We start from the raw sequence: 17085 nt of genomic DNA on the forward strand, positions 1-17085 counted from the left end.
GGGGGACTTGTTGACGATGCTCGATTGCAAAGAGCAGTTTCAATTGGTAAAGGTTAAGGAATTAGGCACCTATATACAAAAATAAAAGAATCTTCCACTCGGTAAAGAGGAAGATTCTCGAAAAAGGGATAATGTTTTATAAATAATCTCTGCGTAATTCTTCAGCCGTTTTTGGTGAGATATAGCCTGGTGCAACATCATAAACGGTTTTTGCACCGCTTTGTCCCTCTTTATTTAAGCGGTATGCAGCACGTGCATAAGCAGTTAACACACTTGCTGTAAATTCCGGATTACTTTCTAATTTTAAGCTGTACTCCACAATCTGCTTACTGCCTTCTCCGGTTTCACCACTGCGAATGACAAATCCACCATGCGGCATTGCAGAGTGATCGCGTTTCAATTCTTCTTCAGAGATAAAATGAACAGTTGTATCGTATGGTTCAAAGTAATTTGGCATTGTTTTGATTTCTTCTTCAATTTTTTGCTTGTCCGCGCCTTCCTCGGCAACAATATAGCATTCACGGACATGGCGGTCATTCTTAGCTACCGCTGGGTTTTCACCGTTTCTCACTTGCTCAATTACCGCCTCAGAAGGGATTGTATATTGAACGCCATTTTTTACGCCATCCACCCGACGGACTGCATCGGAATGACCTTGGCTTAAACCTTTGCCCCAGAATGTATATGTTTCTCCTTGCGGTAATAGTGCTTCAGAAAGCACGCGATTAATGGAGAACATGCCTGGGTCCCAGCCTACAGAAATAATACTTATTTTCCCGCTTTCCTTGGCAGGCTTGTCTACGGATGCGAAGAATTCAGGTATTTTTGCATGGGTGTCATAGCTGTCCACCGTATTGAAAAGCTTAGCAAAATGCGGAACCTGCTCAGGCAGGTCAGTTGCAGAGCCACCACAGATTAGCATAACATCGATGTCATCTGTATAATTCGGTGCTTCATCAATATGCAATACTTTTACATTGCTGTTTAAGATTTGCACGCTTTGAGGATCTCTTCTCGTAAATACAGCAACAAGCTCCATATCAGGCTGCTGCATAATGGAAGCTTCTGCGCCTCTTCCCAGGTTTCCATAACCTACAATGCCGATTTTAATTTTATTATCCATCTGTTCCACTCCAATAACTTTAGATGTTTTTTCTATTTCCTTTATACTACCTTTTTTGATTCTTCGACACAACTCTCACGTGTTTTTCATAAGAGGGTATTGGAGGGTTCTATATAAAGATATCCCCTTTAGCGATTCTCTTTCCTATGAATCTGCTAAAGGGGATATTTCTTTTTAAGAGGTTGTTCAAAAAGTCCGGTAAAAATGGCACATAAAGAACAGGGAATCTTCGACTAACTACCGACACGTCCTGTGGACAATACAGAAGTCACCACATCCTGTGGAAGCCCTGTACTCAAAGCTATGCCGCCTCGAACTTCTCGGTCCTTTTTATCCTCCTTTTTGAACGTCACTTTAAAGCGGTTATCGAAATAGATTTTTCAGCTTTTCAAAAAATCCTTCTTTTTCCTCAGGTACTTCATCTGCTGTTTCTGTTTCTTGTTCTTTTTTCAAACTATCAGTACGAATAACAAACTGTACTGAATCGGTAAGCTTATCATTTTTTTCCGATACAAAGGAAGCAGGCTCGAAATCTGATTTATCGTATTGAGAAAGCATAGCATCAATTTCTTCCTGCATTTCCTCTGGAATGCTGGAAGTTGCATCATGCAGCTGTGCTGTGCCGCTGCGCAGTTCATCAGCACCATCTGTTAGCTGGTCAGCACCTTTGGCAGATTCTCCAATTCCATCATGGATACCTTGGTAGGAAGTTGCCAGTTCATTAACACCATTTGTGTAGGCAACCAGTCCTTCATGAAATTGATTGTAGTTAGATGCCATTTCTTCCATGCCGCCGATTAATTGATTGATGCCTTCATCCACATCGATTTCGCTGATGGACTCTTCAAGGCCGTCTGTAAGTGATCGTAAATAATTTGCTGCTTCTCGAGTAGAATCACTAAAGGTATTTAGGTTTGATCCAACTGAATCGAATGCTTCTGATGCGGCTTTATAAGCGCCCTTAACCGTTTGGGCAGCTTGATAAGTAGCTACTAATTCTTCGATTACCTCCTGATCTGCATCACTTTCGTATAAAGCTGCAATATCCGCTTCCGTAATACTTGATTCTGGAATTTGCTTCACCGCATCCTGCAATGCTTGATTTGCCTTTTCATAGTTTGAACCAAATTGATCCATTCCATCGGCAAGCTCTTCCAAGCTGGATATCATCTCAGAAACTGCAAAATCCAAATCTTCTAGCTCTTCTATAGTTGTTATGCCACTCGCCTTTTCAACTTCTTTTTGAACGGATGCAAGTGCATTATTTATTTGTGAAGAGGCATCTATCAATTGGCTGCTGGACCCGTTCAATTCATCCATACCATTTTTATATTGTGCAGAGCCATCTTCCAGCTGATGAAGTCCGGAAGCCAGCCCGTCTATTCCGTCACGTAATTCCCCGACACCATTATCAATATCACCAATCGCATCTGTCAATGACTGAAATTCCTCTGTCAGTTCATCGGTATCAGGTCCTTCTACACCAATGGAAGGCGGCAAGGCAGCTATTTCAATACCGTCGATTTCAAATTGATCGGTTGTTGCTTCAATAGAGAATTTCTTTTCTTCATCTGGCATTACTGTAAAGGTAATTTGCTTGTACTTTCCAGCATTTGCAATTGTTGCATCCTCTGCCTTGATGTCCTGAAAATAATCGGTATTTAAAGGAACCGAAATTTGCAGCATATAATTTTCAAAGAAGGCTGCAGCAGCATCTTTATTTTGCTGCACATCGATGGTTATTTCGACATCTCCTGTCATGCCAGGGATATCATCTGGATTAACCTCTTTGCCATCGATGTAATAGTCAATTGTAAATTGCCAAGGTAATTCCTTTGCTTCTCCAAGGTTGCCTTGATAAAAGAAATTATCTGTCTCTGCGTTGATTCGGACATTGTTTTTATTCTGTTCGATCGCAGATGTATCGGTTAAGTTTTTAATTTCTGTATAATTACCGTAGTCTTCGATGATGCCCGGCTTGGTTAATTCAAAGGAATTAACCACGTAAATCCCTTTAAGATTACCGCCAGCTTGCAAATTCGCGTAAATCACTTCATTCCTGCTGGCGATTTCTCCATTTCCCTGCTCTTTTTCTGCTGTATCCTCTAATGTATTCGGGGAGGCATATGTCGTCAGCACGGGAAGGAAAAAGATTGCTAAAGTTAGCCATAACCATTTAATTGTCTTCATGGGCTTCCTCCTTCTTCTTATAAAATTTCATCCCAATCGAAGTTTTCTCAATGATTCTATCTAAAACGATAAGCATGGCTGGAAGGAAGGTGATAACAAGTATAAACGCAAGCAGCGCGCCTCTTCCCAGCAGCAATCCAATCGAACCGACAATTGGATTCGATGATGTCAGCCATAGGATAAATCCAACACTTGAAAGAATGGATGCCGATACTGCAATCGAAAATAGCTTTTCATCAAGTGTCTTTTTAATCGCGGGTAATTTAGGCATCCTCTGCCGGTGATGTTTGTACGTTTCGGTTAGCAGAATAGCATAGTCGACGGTTGCGGCCAGCTGAACGGTACTAACAATTAAATAGCCGACAAAGACTAAGGATGTATCTGTAAAGTAAGGAAACGCTAAGTTAATCCAAACTGCTGATTGAATTGTAAGCAGCAGAATGACTGGGATTGAGAGTGATCGAAAGGTAAATAGCAATACTAGCCCAATCGTTGCTACGGTAAGGATATTCACCAATCTATTATCCTTTGTTATCGTTTCTTTCATATCAAATAAAGCAACACTTTCCCCAAGCGTGAGTGCCTCATCTCCATAATAGGAGGTGGATATTTCACGAACATGGTCTACGAGCTGGAAAGGAATGTCTCCTTCTGTTCCAGCATCGGTATTAATAATGATCCGACTATAGTTTTCAGATAAGAATTGTTCCGTAACATTTCTTTCCAAAAAATCCTGTGGAATCGTACTGCCAACCATATTGGCATATCCAATAACAGATGATACATGATTCATATTTTCAATTTCCTGGATCATTTCCAGCTCTTTTCCCACATCATTATTTGGTACCAATAGTACAATTGATGTCGTCTCCCCAAAGGTTTCCTCAATTTGCTTAATATCCATGCCCAAACGGGTGTCCTCTGGTTGCTCGCCCATACCATATGTAAAGGAGGTGCTATTTTGAGCCAAAAAGCTCGGCACTGTTAAGAGAAGGACAATAGCAATCGCAGGTATTTTTAACTTCAATAGCTTCTCACCAACACCTTTAAAAACTGGTGGGATAAATGTTTTGTGTTTTGTTTTGTCAATCCAGCTGTAGCATACTAATGTCAATGCAGGTAAAAATACAATAACACTAATAAAGCTTAATACAATCCCTTTAACTAGGTTTAATCCCAAATCTGAACCAATCTCAAAATCCATAAACATTAGTGCTCTAAAACCAAAGAAAGTGGTTAATGCACTGGAGCTTATTACTGGGAGTGATTCTTTTATCGCCAGTTTCATAGCTTCGCCTGGCTTGTATTCCTTACTTCGATAGTCTTGGAAACTATGAAGCAGGAAGATCGCATAATCCAGCGAGACGGCCAGCTGGAGAATTGGCGCTACGGATTGCGTAATAAATGAAACCTCGCCAATAAAGATATTTGTTCCAAGATTAATAAGAACAGAAACCCCAATTGCGGTTAAGAATAATACCGGTTCTACCCATGAATTCGTTGATAATACTAAGATGATAATAATAATCGGGACTAGTAATGCGGCAGCATACATCGTTTCCTGACCGGTCATCTCTTGCTGTGTAGCTGTATTTACTGCTTCACCAGTAATGGCGTTTTCTTCTCCGATCAGAGCGTAAATTTGATTGGTCGCTTCGACCTCTTTTCCGCTTTCTATTGTTACTGAATAAAGTGCCTTTTCATCCTGATAATAATTTTCAACGGTTGCTTTATCCGCAAACTCAATAGGAGTTCTCAGATCTACTACATCATCCAGCCATTGAACCTCTGTAACACCATCAATTGCTTCTAACTCATGCTTATAGGTTATTGCCCCTTGAATGGTGACATCCTCAATCATGACTCGTGTGTTCGGAACACCGCTGGAGAATTCTTGTTCCATCATATTTAAGGCAACTGTCGATTCCGCCTTCTCAGGTAAATAATCTTGCATATTATAATTTACATCTACAAAGAAGAAAGCAATTGCTGACAGTACCGTTAATGTTAGAAAAAGAATAACGACGGTCTTTTTGAAACGTATGATTATATTTGTCAATGTCATTTCCCCATATCTTGATGATTTCATGCTTTTATCTTATTATTATATATACATCATGTTAGTTACACAACAAACAGTTGCGTAAATCGTGTTGGTTGCGCAACATTTATTGGATTATTGTTGGAAAACGGTTAATGAAAGGGTTTTACAATGGAAGAAAAATTAGACCGCCGAAAAAAATATACACGAATGGTTTTAAAGGAAAGCTTATTGGAGCTATTAAACGATAAACCAATTTCATCCATAACGATAAAAGAATTATGCGCGCTTGCAGATATCAACCGTTCCACATTTTACAGTCATTATACGGATCAGTATGATTTATTGAATAAAATCGAGGATGAAATTATTCAAGAGTTGAATCAAACATTGCTTCAATATGACTATAAAAAAGAGAAGGAAATGCTGGCAATGACAAAATATTTACTGGATTATGTCGTGAGCCGAAGCGAGCATTTTCGTATTCTCTTTGGAGACCATGGCAGCAAAGGATTCCAGCACCGGGTTATGGAATCGGCGCAGGTTCATATACGGACAAATCTGGAACAGGGAAGTAAGCGAATCGAGGAAAATCATTTGACCTATATTACGTTGTTTGTTATTAGCGGCAGTATCCATATCATTGAAAAATGGTTAAGTAGTGGTATGCAGGAATCTGCGGAAGAAATGACAAAAATTATTACGGAAATCAGTAATCACGGGATGTTGCACTATACGTAAGCAGAATGGCAGTAGGATTTATACATAGATGAAATAGGTTCCCTTATGAAAAAGTACCGAATACGTTGTTGTTAGGGGGAAGGGGAATGGATTATGGAAGTAATGAAGCGTATCTCCCTCTATTTAATTGGAATAGTTGTGTTCATTGCGTTTGTGAATGGGGTTGTTGGCGAATCCAAAGAACTTTACACATTAGTTCAGCAGCAAAAGGATGAGCAGTCGAAGCAAATAGTCCAAGGGAAAACAGTGGAGCGTGATCTATTTGGAAGAATGACCTATTATGGCTTGTTTGAGGACGAGATGGAGACGAACGTTATCTATAAAAATTCAGCAAGGACATATGCGCAAGTCTCAAGAGATGAATTCGAGCAGTTGGAAGTCGGAAAAACGATTAAGGGTAGGATGTTAGGTACAGCTTTCAGCGACAAGGATGTACGTTCTGAATTGTATGAACATCTTATTCTGATGGGAGTCTTTCTTATCTATCCATTCTTTTTTGTCATTTATCAGCTTATCCATATTCCGGTGGTTGAAAGGTGGACGGAAAGACATGATAAGTGGCTCAGTCGGTTGATATCTAGCATATTCATCGGAGGTATTTGCATCGGACTTTTATTTTCCTATATTTCTATGGGAAAGAGCTTTTTCAGTACAATTCAAGCTCATGGTGGAAAGCAGCAGGAAATAACAGCTTTGATTACTGATAGGGATTTTGACTTGAATGCGGGTCGATATGTGAGCAGTCAATACTTCCTGGCGCTAGTCTATGAAGACCAAGACGGCAACATGATTCATATGACAAAAGAAGTACCGCCGAGCGTTTATTACAATAATGATTTGTTTATTACGGTCAGTCATCCAGTAGGCGATCCGTACCGCATTCATCTGAATGGTTTTAACGCAGGAGATATTTTCTTTTATATGGGAACGGAACTTTTTATGTACGGGCTTACGATTGTAATGACTGCATTGTTGATTTTCGCTGCAGTGTTATGGAGAAGAAAAAAGAAAACGGGAAGCTATTGGCTTGGACATAAGAAGCAATCCATGCTTTGACAAGTGGATCTGATGTCAAAAGCCATAAGAAAATAAAAGGATTCGCTTCTGTTGAATAAAAACAAGGGTTCAATGGATGGATTCATTATGATACCATTGGACAAGAGGTGATGCGAATGAAATACGTAAGTGTCAACGTACATGGTCGGGTACAAGGTGTCGGATTTCGTTATTTTACGCAGCACACAGCACTCGAGTGCAACATTACGGGTTGGGTGAAAAACGAAGACGATGGCAGTGTGTATATAGAAGCTATAGGCAATGAGGAAGACATGTCTCGATTTTTAGAGCTGATTAAAAAAGGACCATCGCGCTTCGCTAATGTTCATGAGATGGATGTAACAGCCTTAGAAGGAAATCCGAAGTTTAAGTCATTTCAAATTAAATATTAGAATAGAAAAGGATTAGCGATTTGTTTTACAAACATCAGCTAATCCTTTTTCAGTCATTTATTCTTTCCACGGAATCAGTTTATTCTCCAGCCACCTTAAAGCTCTGTTAAAGATTAAGCCAAGGAGAGATAGGATAAGCACCCCAACCATGAGCTTCGAGGTAATCATTAGATTCCCATAATGCAGCACCATGGAACCAATACCTTCCTGAGCAGCAATCATTTCTGCCGATACGAGCAATAAGAGGGATGTTCCTGCGGCGAGCTTCAGCCCGGCAAATATCATTGGAAGTGCTCCTGGTAAAATTACTTTGCGAATCACATTGATTCGATTTGATCCAAAGGTGACCGCAGCTTTTACGAGCATAGGATCCACACTTTTTACTCCGGAAAATGTATTGATAACGACCGGAAAGAAAACTCCCAATGCAATAATCGTTACTTTGGATAGTTCACCAATCCCCAACCAAAGAATAAATAAAGGCAGCAAAGCGATTTTCGGAATTGGGTAAACCGAATAAACAATTGGTGTTCCGATTGCATCTGCGACTTTAAAAAAACCGAGAATTAAACCGATTAAAACTCCGAATGCAGCACCGATCACGTAGCCAAGGACAATTCGATAAAGGCTGGCAGTCAAGTTGCCGTATATTTCCCCGCTTACAAGCATTTCCCATCCTGTAATAATGATGTTAGACGGTGCAGGCAGAAATAAAGGGGAAACAATCCCGATTCGCGATACAATTTCCCATAAGATTAGAATCCCCGCTATGCCTAGAAAGGAAGTGTAGAATGGAACCTTTTTTTCAAGAAAGGCAACACGATTCGTTATGACTTGTTTTTGTTTTTCCATTTGTGTTTACTCCTTTAATGCTTCTGCAGCATCATGCCGAATGAGCTGCCAAATTTCATCTGCATACTTGCTTGATTGTTCACGGTGCTTTTCATCGTTCCTGCCTGTTTTCGGCAGGTCGATATTAATAATCTGTTTAATTTGACCAGGATGTCTTGATAATACGATGACACGATCTGCTAAATAAACCGCTTCTTCAATGTTGTGTGTTACATAAAGCGTGCTTAACCTCGTTCGATTCCAGATTGTTAGCAGTTCCTCCTGCATAAGGGTTCTGGTCTGGGCGTCCAATGCAGAAAACGGTTCGTCCATTAATAATAAATCCGGTTCGACCGCCAGCGCTCTTGCGATGCCAGCCCGCTGTTTCATACCACCTGACAATTGTTTCGGATATGCATCCTTAAAATCTGTTAATCCAACCATATCAATATAGTGATTGCCGATTTCCTGCTGTTCCTTTTTAGTGGCGCCTCTTTCTTGCAGGCCATAGACAACATTTTCAAAAACGGTTCGCCATGGGAAAAGGGCAATTTCCTGAAAGACAATTCCTAGATTCGGATTTTCTTTAACTCCTTCAAAATAAACACTGCCGCTCGTTGGTGACAATAAGCCGCCTACAATGTTCAGCAGCGTTGATTTCCCACATCCACTAGGTCCTACCAGGACAACAAATTCTTCTTCTTGAATGGTAAAATTAATATCTTTTAGTGCTGTTACTTCATTCTTTTTAGTATCAATAAACGTTTTTCCTACATTCTCGATGACGATGCTCATAGCTGTTCACTACTCCAATTCCTTCAATGCTTGGTCGAGTAGGTTTGGATTCACAATTTTGTCCGCATCAACCGGTGCTCCGATAAGCTCTTCCTTTACATACCAATCGATTTGGGTTTGAATATCCTCTGCAAGCAGCTGACCATAAGGGTCCATGTATGGCAGACCTCGTTCGATAATGGCCGGTTCCTGGTCTGTGTATTCTGCAATAATTTGGATTACTTCATCATAATTTTCTCCAGGTACAATCTCGCCATTTTCCTTTGTCAGTACAGCATCATAATAGTACTGCGTTGCTTTTGCATATGCTTTAAGGAATTTGGTCGCTTTGTCTGTATCACCGGCAAAAGCTTTAGAGAAGAATATTCCGGACGTTTGATAGTCGATCACATCTCCAACTTGGGTAATAACTTTGCCGTATCCTTCATCTAATACCATCGTAATATTTGGTTCATTTAGTAAAACAGCATCCACTTGCTTGCTTTGCAATGTTTCCATTAGACCTGGAACACTGTTAACAGGCACCATTTCTACATCAGCTGATGTTAGACCGTGTTCTTCCAGTAATCTGCCAGCCATATAATGAAAGGTTGATCCAGTTTGTGTAATCCCGATTTTCTTATCCTTTAAATCTTCAACAGATTCGATATCCGAGTCACTATGTACTAATAATGCCGTCGAGGAATAGCCTTCCTGCTCTCTTCCTTTGTCCGCGACAATAACCAGTTCTTCTCCACCAGCTACCATATTATAAAGACTTGCTGTAATCCCGGTTGCGCCGACATCAACGTCGCCGCCGGCTGTTGCTACTGCAATTGGCTGTGCCGCCTCAAACCAGCTGACCTGTGCATCAATGCCCTCTTCCTCAAAGAAGCCTTTTTCAAGTGCAATAAATAATGGTGCGGAGCTTGTTAATTTCAGCATTCCGATTTCAACGGAAGCTTGCTCCGTATCCGAATCTGCTGAGTCTGTGGAACCATTTGATGACTCTTGTCCACAAGCTGCAAGCACACATGCTAAAAATAGTGTTGAAATAAGTGCAAAAACAGTTCTTTTTCTCATCTTGCTATCCCCCTATAGTTTAGAAATGTTGTAAAAAAAAGAAAATTTAAAAAGCACAAGCGCTTATGGCTTAAACACTGTGCTCATTTAATAAGATTTTTATAAGGATAGCACAAATAAAACAAGGATTCCATATAATTGTTGAAAAAATAGATATTTTGCTGGTTTATTGGGTTATTTGGTGAAAAGTGTGGCTGTTCTGTTTCTAATAAAATGCTAACTCGTTAGCTTCGAATTCTCCTGCTGGCTTTAAGAAAATGTAAAATCTTAACACATAATTTACAATTAATTGATTTAATTATTCTGTCTATTGTTGCATCCCTTGATACAACTTACTTAGATATAAGTAGTAAAATCTTGCCAAAAGAACCCATTGTAAAGTGAATTTACATAACTCACACCATTTCTTCATTTTGACTTTAATTAACCTTAATATTCATTCCTTATAATGAAGCTAGGTTCAAAAGAGGAGGATTTGATGCGTAAAACGGAATTGCATGTTCACTCGACATTTTCAGATGGTGTCCAATCACCAGAAGAGATTGTGCATCTAGCGAAAGAGGCAAACATTCAAGTACTTTCGATTACCGACCATGATGAAATCGGAGCATATAAGGAAGCCCTGCCACTAGCAGAGGCAGCAAATATTGAATTAATTCCTGGAATTGAGCTGAACACGGATGGAGAAGCAGGTGAATTACATATTCTCGGGTATTTTTTTGATCCAGCGCATCCGAGAATGCTACAGCATATCAGCTGGCGTAAAGCAGAGCGGAGAAGCTGGGCAAAGAAAATTGTTGCTCGTTTGAATGAATTAGGCTATAACATTACTTTTCAAGACGCAAAAAGATATGCGCCGAAAGATATTATTGTACGCACCCATATTGCCAGTGCACTTTGTGAGAAGAATTATTTTACTACGACTCATGAGGCCTATCACGGTTTATTGGTAAAAGGGAAGCCGGCATTCATTGAGCGTGGGGCGTTTTCTGCAAAAGATGCAATCGAACTAATTCAAGCCTGTGGTGGGGAAGCTTACCTTGCGCATCCAGGCGCCTATCGATTCCCAATAGATGAAGAAAAGGTTTTATCGTACGGCATTGATGGAGTTGAGGTCTATCATTCCAAGCATCGTGAGGCAGATGTTTCCTATTGGAAGGAATTTGCACTTAAAAATCAGCTGCAGATTTCTGGTGGGTCTGATAGTCATGGGAAGCATACGCGAAATGCGTATGCGATTGGTAGTGTGCAGCTAGATGAGCATTCCCAAAAGCATTGGCTGGAAAAGGTAGGTGCAAAACTATGAAACTATTTATCGCTTCATCATTATGCTGGGACTATCACCCGAATGAAGTTATTACGATCGCAAAGGAATATGGCTTATATGGAGTAGAACTGTGGGCAGAGCATATTTATTACCATCAAGCAAACCCTGCTGAAATTCGAACTCATGCTGAAATGGAGAATATCGAATTAACGTTGCATGCCTCGAGCTGGGATTTAAATATTTGTTCGATTAATAAAGGAATTCAGGAACAGTCCATTGTTGAATTAAAGAAATCGATTGATTTGGCAGCGGCACTAGGTGCATTGCATATGACCTTTCATCCTGGAAGGTTAACGGTTAAAAACTACCTAGTTGAGGAGCATATGCGCGCACTGATCACCAACACAAAGCGGCTTTTAGAATATGCGGCAGTAAGAGAAGTCGTGTTATCACAGGAAATGATGGAGCCTATCGCGAAGGAGATTTTAACAGAGCCAAAGGCAATGAATCATTTTTTAGAGCAGGTTGGACCGGGGTTACAGGTTACCTTCGATATCGCGCATACGCCACTTGAAGAAAGCAACCAGGTTTATTTAGAAGAGCTGCAGCGTGTAAACAGTATTCATGTAAGTGACTCCAAAAGGGATCAATACCATGTTCCGCTTGGAGAAGGTGAAATTAATCTAGAGGAGACTTTACCATACCTAGCCGAGAAAGACCTGCCTATCGTACTCGAAGGAATGGATACAGGCCGCTCCTTATTCTTTTTAAAAAAGCATCTGAACTATTTACATAAAGAATGGAAGGAAAGGAAGAAAAGCATTTGAAGATTTTGATTACGAATGATGATGGTATTTTTGAACCGGGAGTTGAGGCATTAGCTGATGTGCTTTCCCACTTTGGGGAGGTAATCATTGTTTGCCCAGATACGGAGAAAAGTGCCTATAGTCATAAAATTACATTAGGACAACCATTGAAATTAAAGAAAATTGATTTTGCACCAACTGCCGAGGCGTATGCGGTTAATGGTTCACCGGCGGATTGTGTGAAGCTTGCGATGGAAGTGCTGTTAAAAGAAAAGCCTGATATCGTCTTTACGGGAATTAACCTTGGTCCCAATGTTGGAAGGGATATGTATTACTCGGGAACGATTGCTGCAGCACAAGAGGCGATGCTATACCAAGTCCCATCTGTTGCGGTTTCCTTAGATACATTTAAAAAGGAAAACATTAAGTTTGGAATTGTAAAACAGATGCTATATCGCGTTGTGGAGGTGATTCTGCAAAATAAAATCGTAAAAAATGTCATGCTAAACGTTAATTTGCCGTATACGTCGAAGGAGCTTTGCAAAGGAGTTGCCGTTGTCCCAATGGATCTAACCATATCGCGTTATCATTATACAGCCTTGAACGATCCTCAAGGTCAGGATTTTTACTGGTTAAAGGACAACTATCAAAATTTGAAGGTGAATGAGGGAACGGATTATCAGTTGCTGAAGGAAGGGTATATAACTATCTCTCCCATTGACCTCAAGCATACACAGAAACGAAAAATAGATCAAATTAGTCGCTGGTTTACCAACTTTAATTATGTTCAGGAGGAGAGCCAATTATGAAAAAGCTATTAATCTTATTGTTTGCTGCACTTTTAAGTGTTTTGACAGCTTGTGGTAACAGTTCTGATGAGGAAGCAGGTGCTTCCGGTGGAGAAGGTGAAAGTGAGTTAAGTGGTGAGCTGGAGTTTTACACATCACAACCAGATGTTGATGCCGAGCAGCTAGTAGATGCGTTTAATGAAAAATACCCAGATGTCGATGTCAATATTTTCCGCTCAGGTACAGAAGAGGTTATCAGTAAATTGAATGCGGAAAGCCAAGCAGGATCTGTTGTGGCGGACGTTCTTCTGCTTGCAGATTCGGTAACGTTTGAAGGATTAAAGGAAGCAGATATGCTAATGGAATATAATTCTCCTGAAGCAGAAGCAATTCCAGAAGAGTTCGTGGATGCTGACGGAACGTATACAGGAACAAAGGTGATGGCAACTGGTATTGTCATCAATACGGACGAAGTGACAGAAGCACCAACATCATGGGATGCACTTGTTTCAGATGAGGGAAGTGACCAAGTTGTGGTGCCAAGCCCATTGTACTCAGGAGCTGCAGCGTACAATCTTGGAATTTTTACCCGTAGTGACGGCTTTGGCTGGGATTTTTATGAAGGAATAAAAGCAAATAATCCAATGATTACAGAAGGAAATGGCGCTGTTATTGAAAACGTAGCATCCGGTCAAAAGAATTACGGCATGATTGTGGATTATTTAGTAGCTCGTGCTGCAAGTGATGGTTCACCAGTAGAGTTGATTTACCCTAAAGAAGGTGTACCTGTAATCACGGAGCCAATTGGAATTACGGCAGATACAGAAGAAGCAGAAATAGCAAAAGCGTTTGTTGACTTTGTACTTTCTGCGGAAGGACAAGCATTGCAGGCTGAGATTGGATATACACCAATCCGCGAGGGAGTAGAAGCACCGGATGGCTTAAAATCCTTGGATGAAATTAAAACACTTAGCGCACCAACAGATGAACTATATCAGAATCGTGAGGCTGATAAAGGGCAATTTGACGAATTATTTTCAAACTAGAATCTAACGCAAGGGCTATAGGGTGATTACAGTGAACAGTCAAAAAAAGAATGGATTCAGTCAGGAGGGAAAGCGCATGAGCGCTATTTCCTCCGCCTTTTTCAATCGACAGTTTTATAAAATATTTGCAATTGGATTAATCATCATCTTTTTTATCATCCCGATTATCCGCCTCATCGCCATGAGCTTTCTGAGTGATGAAGGGATTAACTTCGATTACTATTATGCGATTTTAACAGATGGTCGGACGTGGCAGGTATTACAAAACACGCTAATTGTGGTAGTCGGATCGACTATTATTTCTCTCATCTTAGGGACAGCTTTTGCCTGGATGGTAGCCTATACCGATATACGCATGAAAGGGATTGTGCAGCTGTTTATCTTTTTGCCATTTATTATTCCGTCTTACATAACCTCCCTAGCGTGGGTGCAATTTTTCGGCCCTGCTGGGTTATTGACGAAATTGTTGGAAAGCGTATCGATTAATCTTCCGTCATGGGATCTTTATAGCATGTCAGGCATTATCTTTGTTATGGGGATTAGTCATTTTCCGCTCGTCTATTTATTCACAGTTAATGTCTTTCGAAAAATTCCACGGGAAATGGAACTGGCAGCACGTATCTCTGGTGCAACAAGGTGGACAGCTTTTTCCAAAATTGTCTTTCCAATGGCATTGCCAGGGGTTGTTGGTGGGTCGTTTATTGCATTTCTTGGAGGATTAGATAACTTCGGAATCCCTGCCTTTTTAGGAACACCAGCAAATATCTCTGTGCTGTCGACATACATTTATCAGAAAGTCATTGGCTTTGGACCTTCTGCCTTTAACGAAGCCGCGGTGCTGTCTGTCATCCTTGGAGTGATTGCGATTATTGGAATCAGTCTCCAATGGCTATTGTTGCGAAAGTCAAAACCGATTGAGACAACCAAACTGGATTATAGCCCACGCTATCATTTAGGAAAGAAAAAGCTAATAGCGGAGATTTTGATTTGGCTGTTTTTTGCCACGACCAGTATTTTTCCTTTCATCTCAATGGTTATGACATCATTTTTGAATGCCTATGGACTTGATTTTGTACCGGAAAACTTCTCTTTGAAAAATTACGCTTATATTTTATCCAGGAACTCTACGGTCGAATCAATTCTCACGAGCCTTAAATTGGCTGGTGTAACGACCGTGATTGGGATTATTGTCGGTACAATCTTCAGCTATTACCGTGTCAGAAAGCCGAATCTAAACATGAAGCTAATGGAATACGGGATTACCATTCCGTATGCACTACCTGGGATGGTGCTCGCTTTGGCGATGATTTTTGCTTGGATGGAGCCAATACCAGGGTGGAATCCGGGGATTTACGGATCAGCTGCGATTCTGTATATCGCCTATGTAACACGATTTTTAACTTTACAGGTGCGCAGTGGTATTACCGCTTTTCAGCAGGTTGATAAGGAGGTTGAAGAGGCAGCGCGGATTAATGGTACGAATGGATTTGGAAAGTGGAAGCGAATTATGATTCCATTAATCGCACCAGGCGTCTTAAGTGGTGCAATGCTCGTATTTTTAAGTGCGTTAACAGAGCTTACCGTATCTTCCTTATTGTATTCCTCAAATGCAGAGACAATTGGTGTTGCGATCTTAAGCTTTCAGCAGTCGGGGTATACACTATATTCAACAGCCTTTTCGAGCTTAATTGTCGGCTTAATCATCGTCGTTTATTTTCTGTTATTTACTAGTGGGGCACTTCGGAAAAGAAAGGTGGAAAAAGGGAAATGAGTACGTCAATCATTCATATTAATAAAAAATTCGGCAGCTTTCAAGCGCTCAAAGATGTAAATTTAACCGTAAAGGATGGCGAGTTTCTTGCTATTTTAGGACCATCTGGATGTGGGAAAACAACCTTGCTCCGACTGCTCGCGGGATTTGAATCTCCAACAGATGGTACAATTCAAATCGATGGCAAAGAGGCAGCAACAGCTAAGAAGGTTATCCCGCCAGAGCACAGAAATGTCAGCATGGTTTTTCAGTCATTTGCTCTTTGGCCTCATTTGAATGTTCGAGAGCATGTACAGTTTGCCATGAAATACCACCGTTTTGTTGGACCTGCATATAAGGAAAAGAAAAAGGCGGAAGAGCGAATTGATGAAGTGTTGAAAATTGTCGGCTTAGAGCAGTTCGGCAGCCGAATGCCTGGTGAACTTTCCGGTGGGCAAAAACAGCGTGTATCACTTGCGCGAGCGATTGCACCGGAGCCACAGCTGCTGTTGATGGATGAACCACTCAGCAACCTTGATGCGGAATTACGGATTGAGATGCGTCATGAGATTCAAAAGCTGCATCGACTAACGAAAGCTTCGATTCTTTATGTGACACATGATCAGGGAGAAGCGCTTGCGATGGCGGATCGAATTGTAGTGATGAACGCTGGTAAGATTGAGCAAATTGGTACACCAGAACAAATCTATGATCAACCGAAAACCCCATTTGTAGCTAAATTTGTTGGGAAAGCTAATCTGTTCGAAGGAACTTGGGATGGCTCGACATTTATGCATAAGAATGTCTCTGTAACATGGGAGGATTACGGTATTTCAGAAAATCTAAAGGAGCAGAACCTGTATGCGCTGCGTCCGGAACAAATTCGTCTTTCTACATCGGATGAAAGCCAGATTCGAGGGACGGTTGTTACGAAGCAGTTCCAGGGGAAGGAGTATCAATATGTAGTTGATGTCAGTGGACAAGAGATCGTTGTTGACTTGCCACTTCATGAGCAGTTTGAAATTGGGGAGATGGTAGGGATTGTTCCAAGGATGTGAAGGAGTAGAGAGTGTCTTATCTTTTTTTAGGAAGGAAAATCTAGAAATCTATTTTGATGATTTGTGCTAAATTTCCGAAAGATAAATAGACCTCCCTTGATTCTCCAAACCGAGGAATGGTCTATTTTCTAATCATATG

General features: G+C 40.7%; 15 protein-coding genes. 9 read left to right on the plus strand and 6 right to left on the minus strand.

Annotated features, from left to right (window positions below; translation table 11 throughout):
- Positions 1-136: 136 nt before the first annotated feature.
- The 3 genes from NSQ77_RS11425 to NSQ77_RS11435 form a co-directional block, all read right to left on the minus strand.
- Positions 137-1123 carry a diaminopimelate dehydrogenase gene (locus tag NSQ77_RS11425; protein WP_339226107.1) on the minus strand — a complete coding sequence of 329 codons (987 nt, stop codon included), beginning with the start codon at positions 1121-1123 and terminating at the stop codon, positions 137-139.
- A gap of 363 nt (positions 1124-1486) precedes the next feature.
- Positions 1487-3313 carry a YhgE/Pip domain-containing protein gene (locus NSQ77_RS11430; RefSeq protein WP_339226109.1) on the minus strand — a complete coding sequence of 609 codons (1827 nt, stop codon included), beginning with the start codon at positions 3311-3313 and terminating at the stop codon, positions 1487-1489.
- Positions 3300-5378: an MMPL family transporter gene (locus tag NSQ77_RS11435; protein WP_339226110.1), complete on the minus strand. Its 2079-nt coding sequence runs from the start codon at positions 5376-5378 to the stop codon at positions 3300-3302. The genes NSQ77_RS11430 and NSQ77_RS11435 overlap by 14 nt, the downstream gene beginning before the upstream one ends.
- A gap of 147 nt (positions 5379-5525) precedes the next feature.
- On the opposite strand from NSQ77_RS11435, the gene NSQ77_RS11440 reads away from it, so the two are divergent.
- The 3 genes from NSQ77_RS11440 (at position 5526) to NSQ77_RS11450 (ending at position 7543) form a co-directional block, all read left to right on the plus strand.
- Positions 5526-6095: a TetR-like C-terminal domain-containing protein gene (locus tag NSQ77_RS11440; protein ID WP_339226112.1), complete on the plus strand. Its 570-nt coding sequence runs from the start codon at positions 5526-5528 to the stop codon at positions 6093-6095.
- 93 nt (positions 6096-6188) lie between these two features.
- Entirely contained in the window at positions 6189-7151 is a 963-nt protein-coding gene (locus NSQ77_RS11445) for a hypothetical protein (protein ID WP_339226113.1), read from the plus strand.
- A 116-nt stretch (positions 7152-7267) separates the two neighbouring features.
- On the plus strand, positions 7268-7543 hold the full coding sequence (locus NSQ77_RS11450; protein WP_339226114.1) for an acylphosphatase: 276 nt from the start codon (positions 7268-7270) through the stop codon (positions 7541-7543).
- Positions 7544-7600: 57 nt separating this feature from the next.
- Here the strand turns inward: NSQ77_RS11450 and NSQ77_RS11455 are convergent, their stop codons facing one another.
- The 3 genes from NSQ77_RS11455 to NSQ77_RS11465 are packed head-to-tail and all read right to left on the minus strand — an operon-like array spanning position 7601 to position 10231.
- Positions 7601-8395 carry an ABC transporter permease gene (locus NSQ77_RS11455; RefSeq protein ID WP_339226115.1) on the minus strand — a complete coding sequence of 265 codons (795 nt, stop codon included), beginning with the start codon at positions 8393-8395 and terminating at the stop codon, positions 7601-7603.
- Between the two features lie 6 nt (positions 8396-8401).
- Complete coding sequence (locus NSQ77_RS11460) at positions 8402-9169, minus strand: ABC transporter ATP-binding protein (protein ID WP_339226116.1); 768 nt, start codon at positions 9167-9169, stop codon at positions 8402-8404.
- Between the two features lie 9 nt (positions 9170-9178).
- The gene (locus NSQ77_RS11465; RefSeq protein WP_339226117.1) at positions 9179-10231 is read right to left on the minus strand and encodes an ABC transporter substrate-binding protein; all 1053 of its coding nucleotides are present in this window, start codon (positions 10229-10231) and stop codon (positions 9179-9181) included.
- Between the two features lie 478 nt (positions 10232-10709).
- Between NSQ77_RS11465 and NSQ77_RS11470 the strand changes: the two genes are divergently transcribed.
- The 6 genes from NSQ77_RS11470 to NSQ77_RS11495 all read left to right on the plus strand — a co-directional run bounded on the left by NSQ77_RS11470 (position 10710) and on the right by NSQ77_RS11495 (position 16946).
- Positions 10710-11537: a PHP domain-containing protein gene (locus NSQ77_RS11470; RefSeq protein WP_339226119.1), complete on the plus strand. Its 828-nt coding sequence runs from the start codon at positions 10710-10712 to the stop codon at positions 11535-11537.
- Complete coding sequence (locus tag NSQ77_RS11475) at positions 11534-12325, plus strand: sugar phosphate isomerase/epimerase family protein (RefSeq protein ID WP_339226120.1); 792 nt, start codon at positions 11534-11536, stop codon at positions 12323-12325. The genes NSQ77_RS11470 and NSQ77_RS11475 overlap by 4 nt, the downstream gene beginning before the upstream one ends.
- Entirely contained in the window at positions 12322-13113 is a 792-nt protein-coding gene (gene surE, locus NSQ77_RS11480) for a 5'/3'-nucleotidase SurE (RefSeq protein WP_339226121.1), read from the plus strand. The genes NSQ77_RS11475 and surE overlap by 4 nt, the downstream gene beginning before the upstream one ends.
- Positions 13110-14138 carry an ABC transporter substrate-binding protein gene (locus tag NSQ77_RS11485; protein ID WP_339226122.1) on the plus strand — a complete coding sequence of 343 codons (1029 nt, stop codon included), beginning with the start codon at positions 13110-13112 and terminating at the stop codon, positions 14136-14138. Before surE ends, NSQ77_RS11485 begins: the two co-directional genes overlap by 4 nt.
- A 76-nt stretch (positions 14139-14214) precedes the next feature.
- Entirely contained in the window at positions 14215-15909 is a 1695-nt protein-coding gene (locus tag NSQ77_RS11490; protein ID WP_339226123.1) for an iron ABC transporter permease, read from the plus strand.
- Positions 15906-16946 (plus strand): ABC transporter ATP-binding protein, encoded by a 1041-nt coding sequence (locus NSQ77_RS11495; RefSeq protein ID WP_339226125.1) that lies wholly within the window; start codon positions 15906-15908, stop codon positions 16944-16946. Before NSQ77_RS11490 ends, NSQ77_RS11495 begins: the two co-directional genes overlap by 4 nt.
- The last annotated feature ends 139 nt before the right edge of the window (positions 16947-17085 follow it).

This window comes from Oceanobacillus sp. FSL K6-2867 (assembly GCF_037963145.1).
Taxonomy (GTDB): domain Bacteria; phylum Bacillota; class Bacilli; order Bacillales; family Amphibacillaceae; genus Oceanobacillus.

Excerpts from the sequence above, each read along its gene's own strand:
- NSQ77_RS11425 (WP_339226107.1), bottom strand. The coding sequence starts at position 1,123 with ATGGATAATAAAATTAAAATCGGCATTGTAGGTTATGGAAACCTGGGA.
- NSQ77_RS11430 (WP_339226109.1), bottom strand. The coding sequence starts at position 3,313 with ATGAAGACAATTAAATGGTTATGGCTAACTTTAGCAATCTTTTTCCTT.
- NSQ77_RS11435 (WP_339226110.1), bottom strand. The coding sequence starts at position 5,378 with ATGACATTGACAAATATAATCATACGTTTCAAAAAGACCGTCGTTATT.
- NSQ77_RS11440 (WP_339226112.1), top strand. The coding sequence starts at position 5,526 with ATGGAAGAAAAATTAGACCGCCGAAAAAAATATACACGAATGGTTTTA.
- NSQ77_RS11445 (WP_339226113.1), top strand. The coding sequence starts at position 6,189 with ATGGAAGTAATGAAGCGTATCTCCCTCTATTTAATTGGAATAGTTGTG.
- NSQ77_RS11450 (WP_339226114.1), top strand. The coding sequence starts at position 7,268 with ATGAAATACGTAAGTGTCAACGTACATGGTCGGGTACAAGGTGTCGGA.
- NSQ77_RS11455 (WP_339226115.1), bottom strand. The coding sequence starts at position 8,395 with ATGGAAAAACAAAAACAAGTCATAACGAATCGTGTTGCCTTTCTTGAA.
- NSQ77_RS11460 (WP_339226116.1), bottom strand. The coding sequence starts at position 9,169 with ATGAGCATCGTCATCGAGAATGTAGGAAAAACGTTTATTGATACTAAA.
- NSQ77_RS11465 (WP_339226117.1), bottom strand. The coding sequence starts at position 10,231 with ATGAGAAAAAGAACTGTTTTTGCACTTATTTCAACACTATTTTTAGCA.
- NSQ77_RS11470 (WP_339226119.1), top strand. The coding sequence starts at position 10,710 with ATGCGTAAAACGGAATTGCATGTTCACTCGACATTTTCAGATGGTGTC.
- NSQ77_RS11475 (WP_339226120.1), top strand. The coding sequence starts at position 11,534 with ATGAAACTATTTATCGCTTCATCATTATGCTGGGACTATCACCCGAAT.
- NSQ77_RS11485 (WP_339226122.1), top strand. The coding sequence starts at position 13,110 with ATGAAAAAGCTATTAATCTTATTGTTTGCTGCACTTTTAAGTGTTTTG.
- NSQ77_RS11490 (WP_339226123.1), top strand. The coding sequence starts at position 14,215 with ATGAGCGCTATTTCCTCCGCCTTTTTCAATCGACAGTTTTATAAAATA.
- NSQ77_RS11495 (WP_339226125.1), top strand. The coding sequence starts at position 15,906 with ATGAGTACGTCAATCATTCATATTAATAAAAAATTCGGCAGCTTTCAA.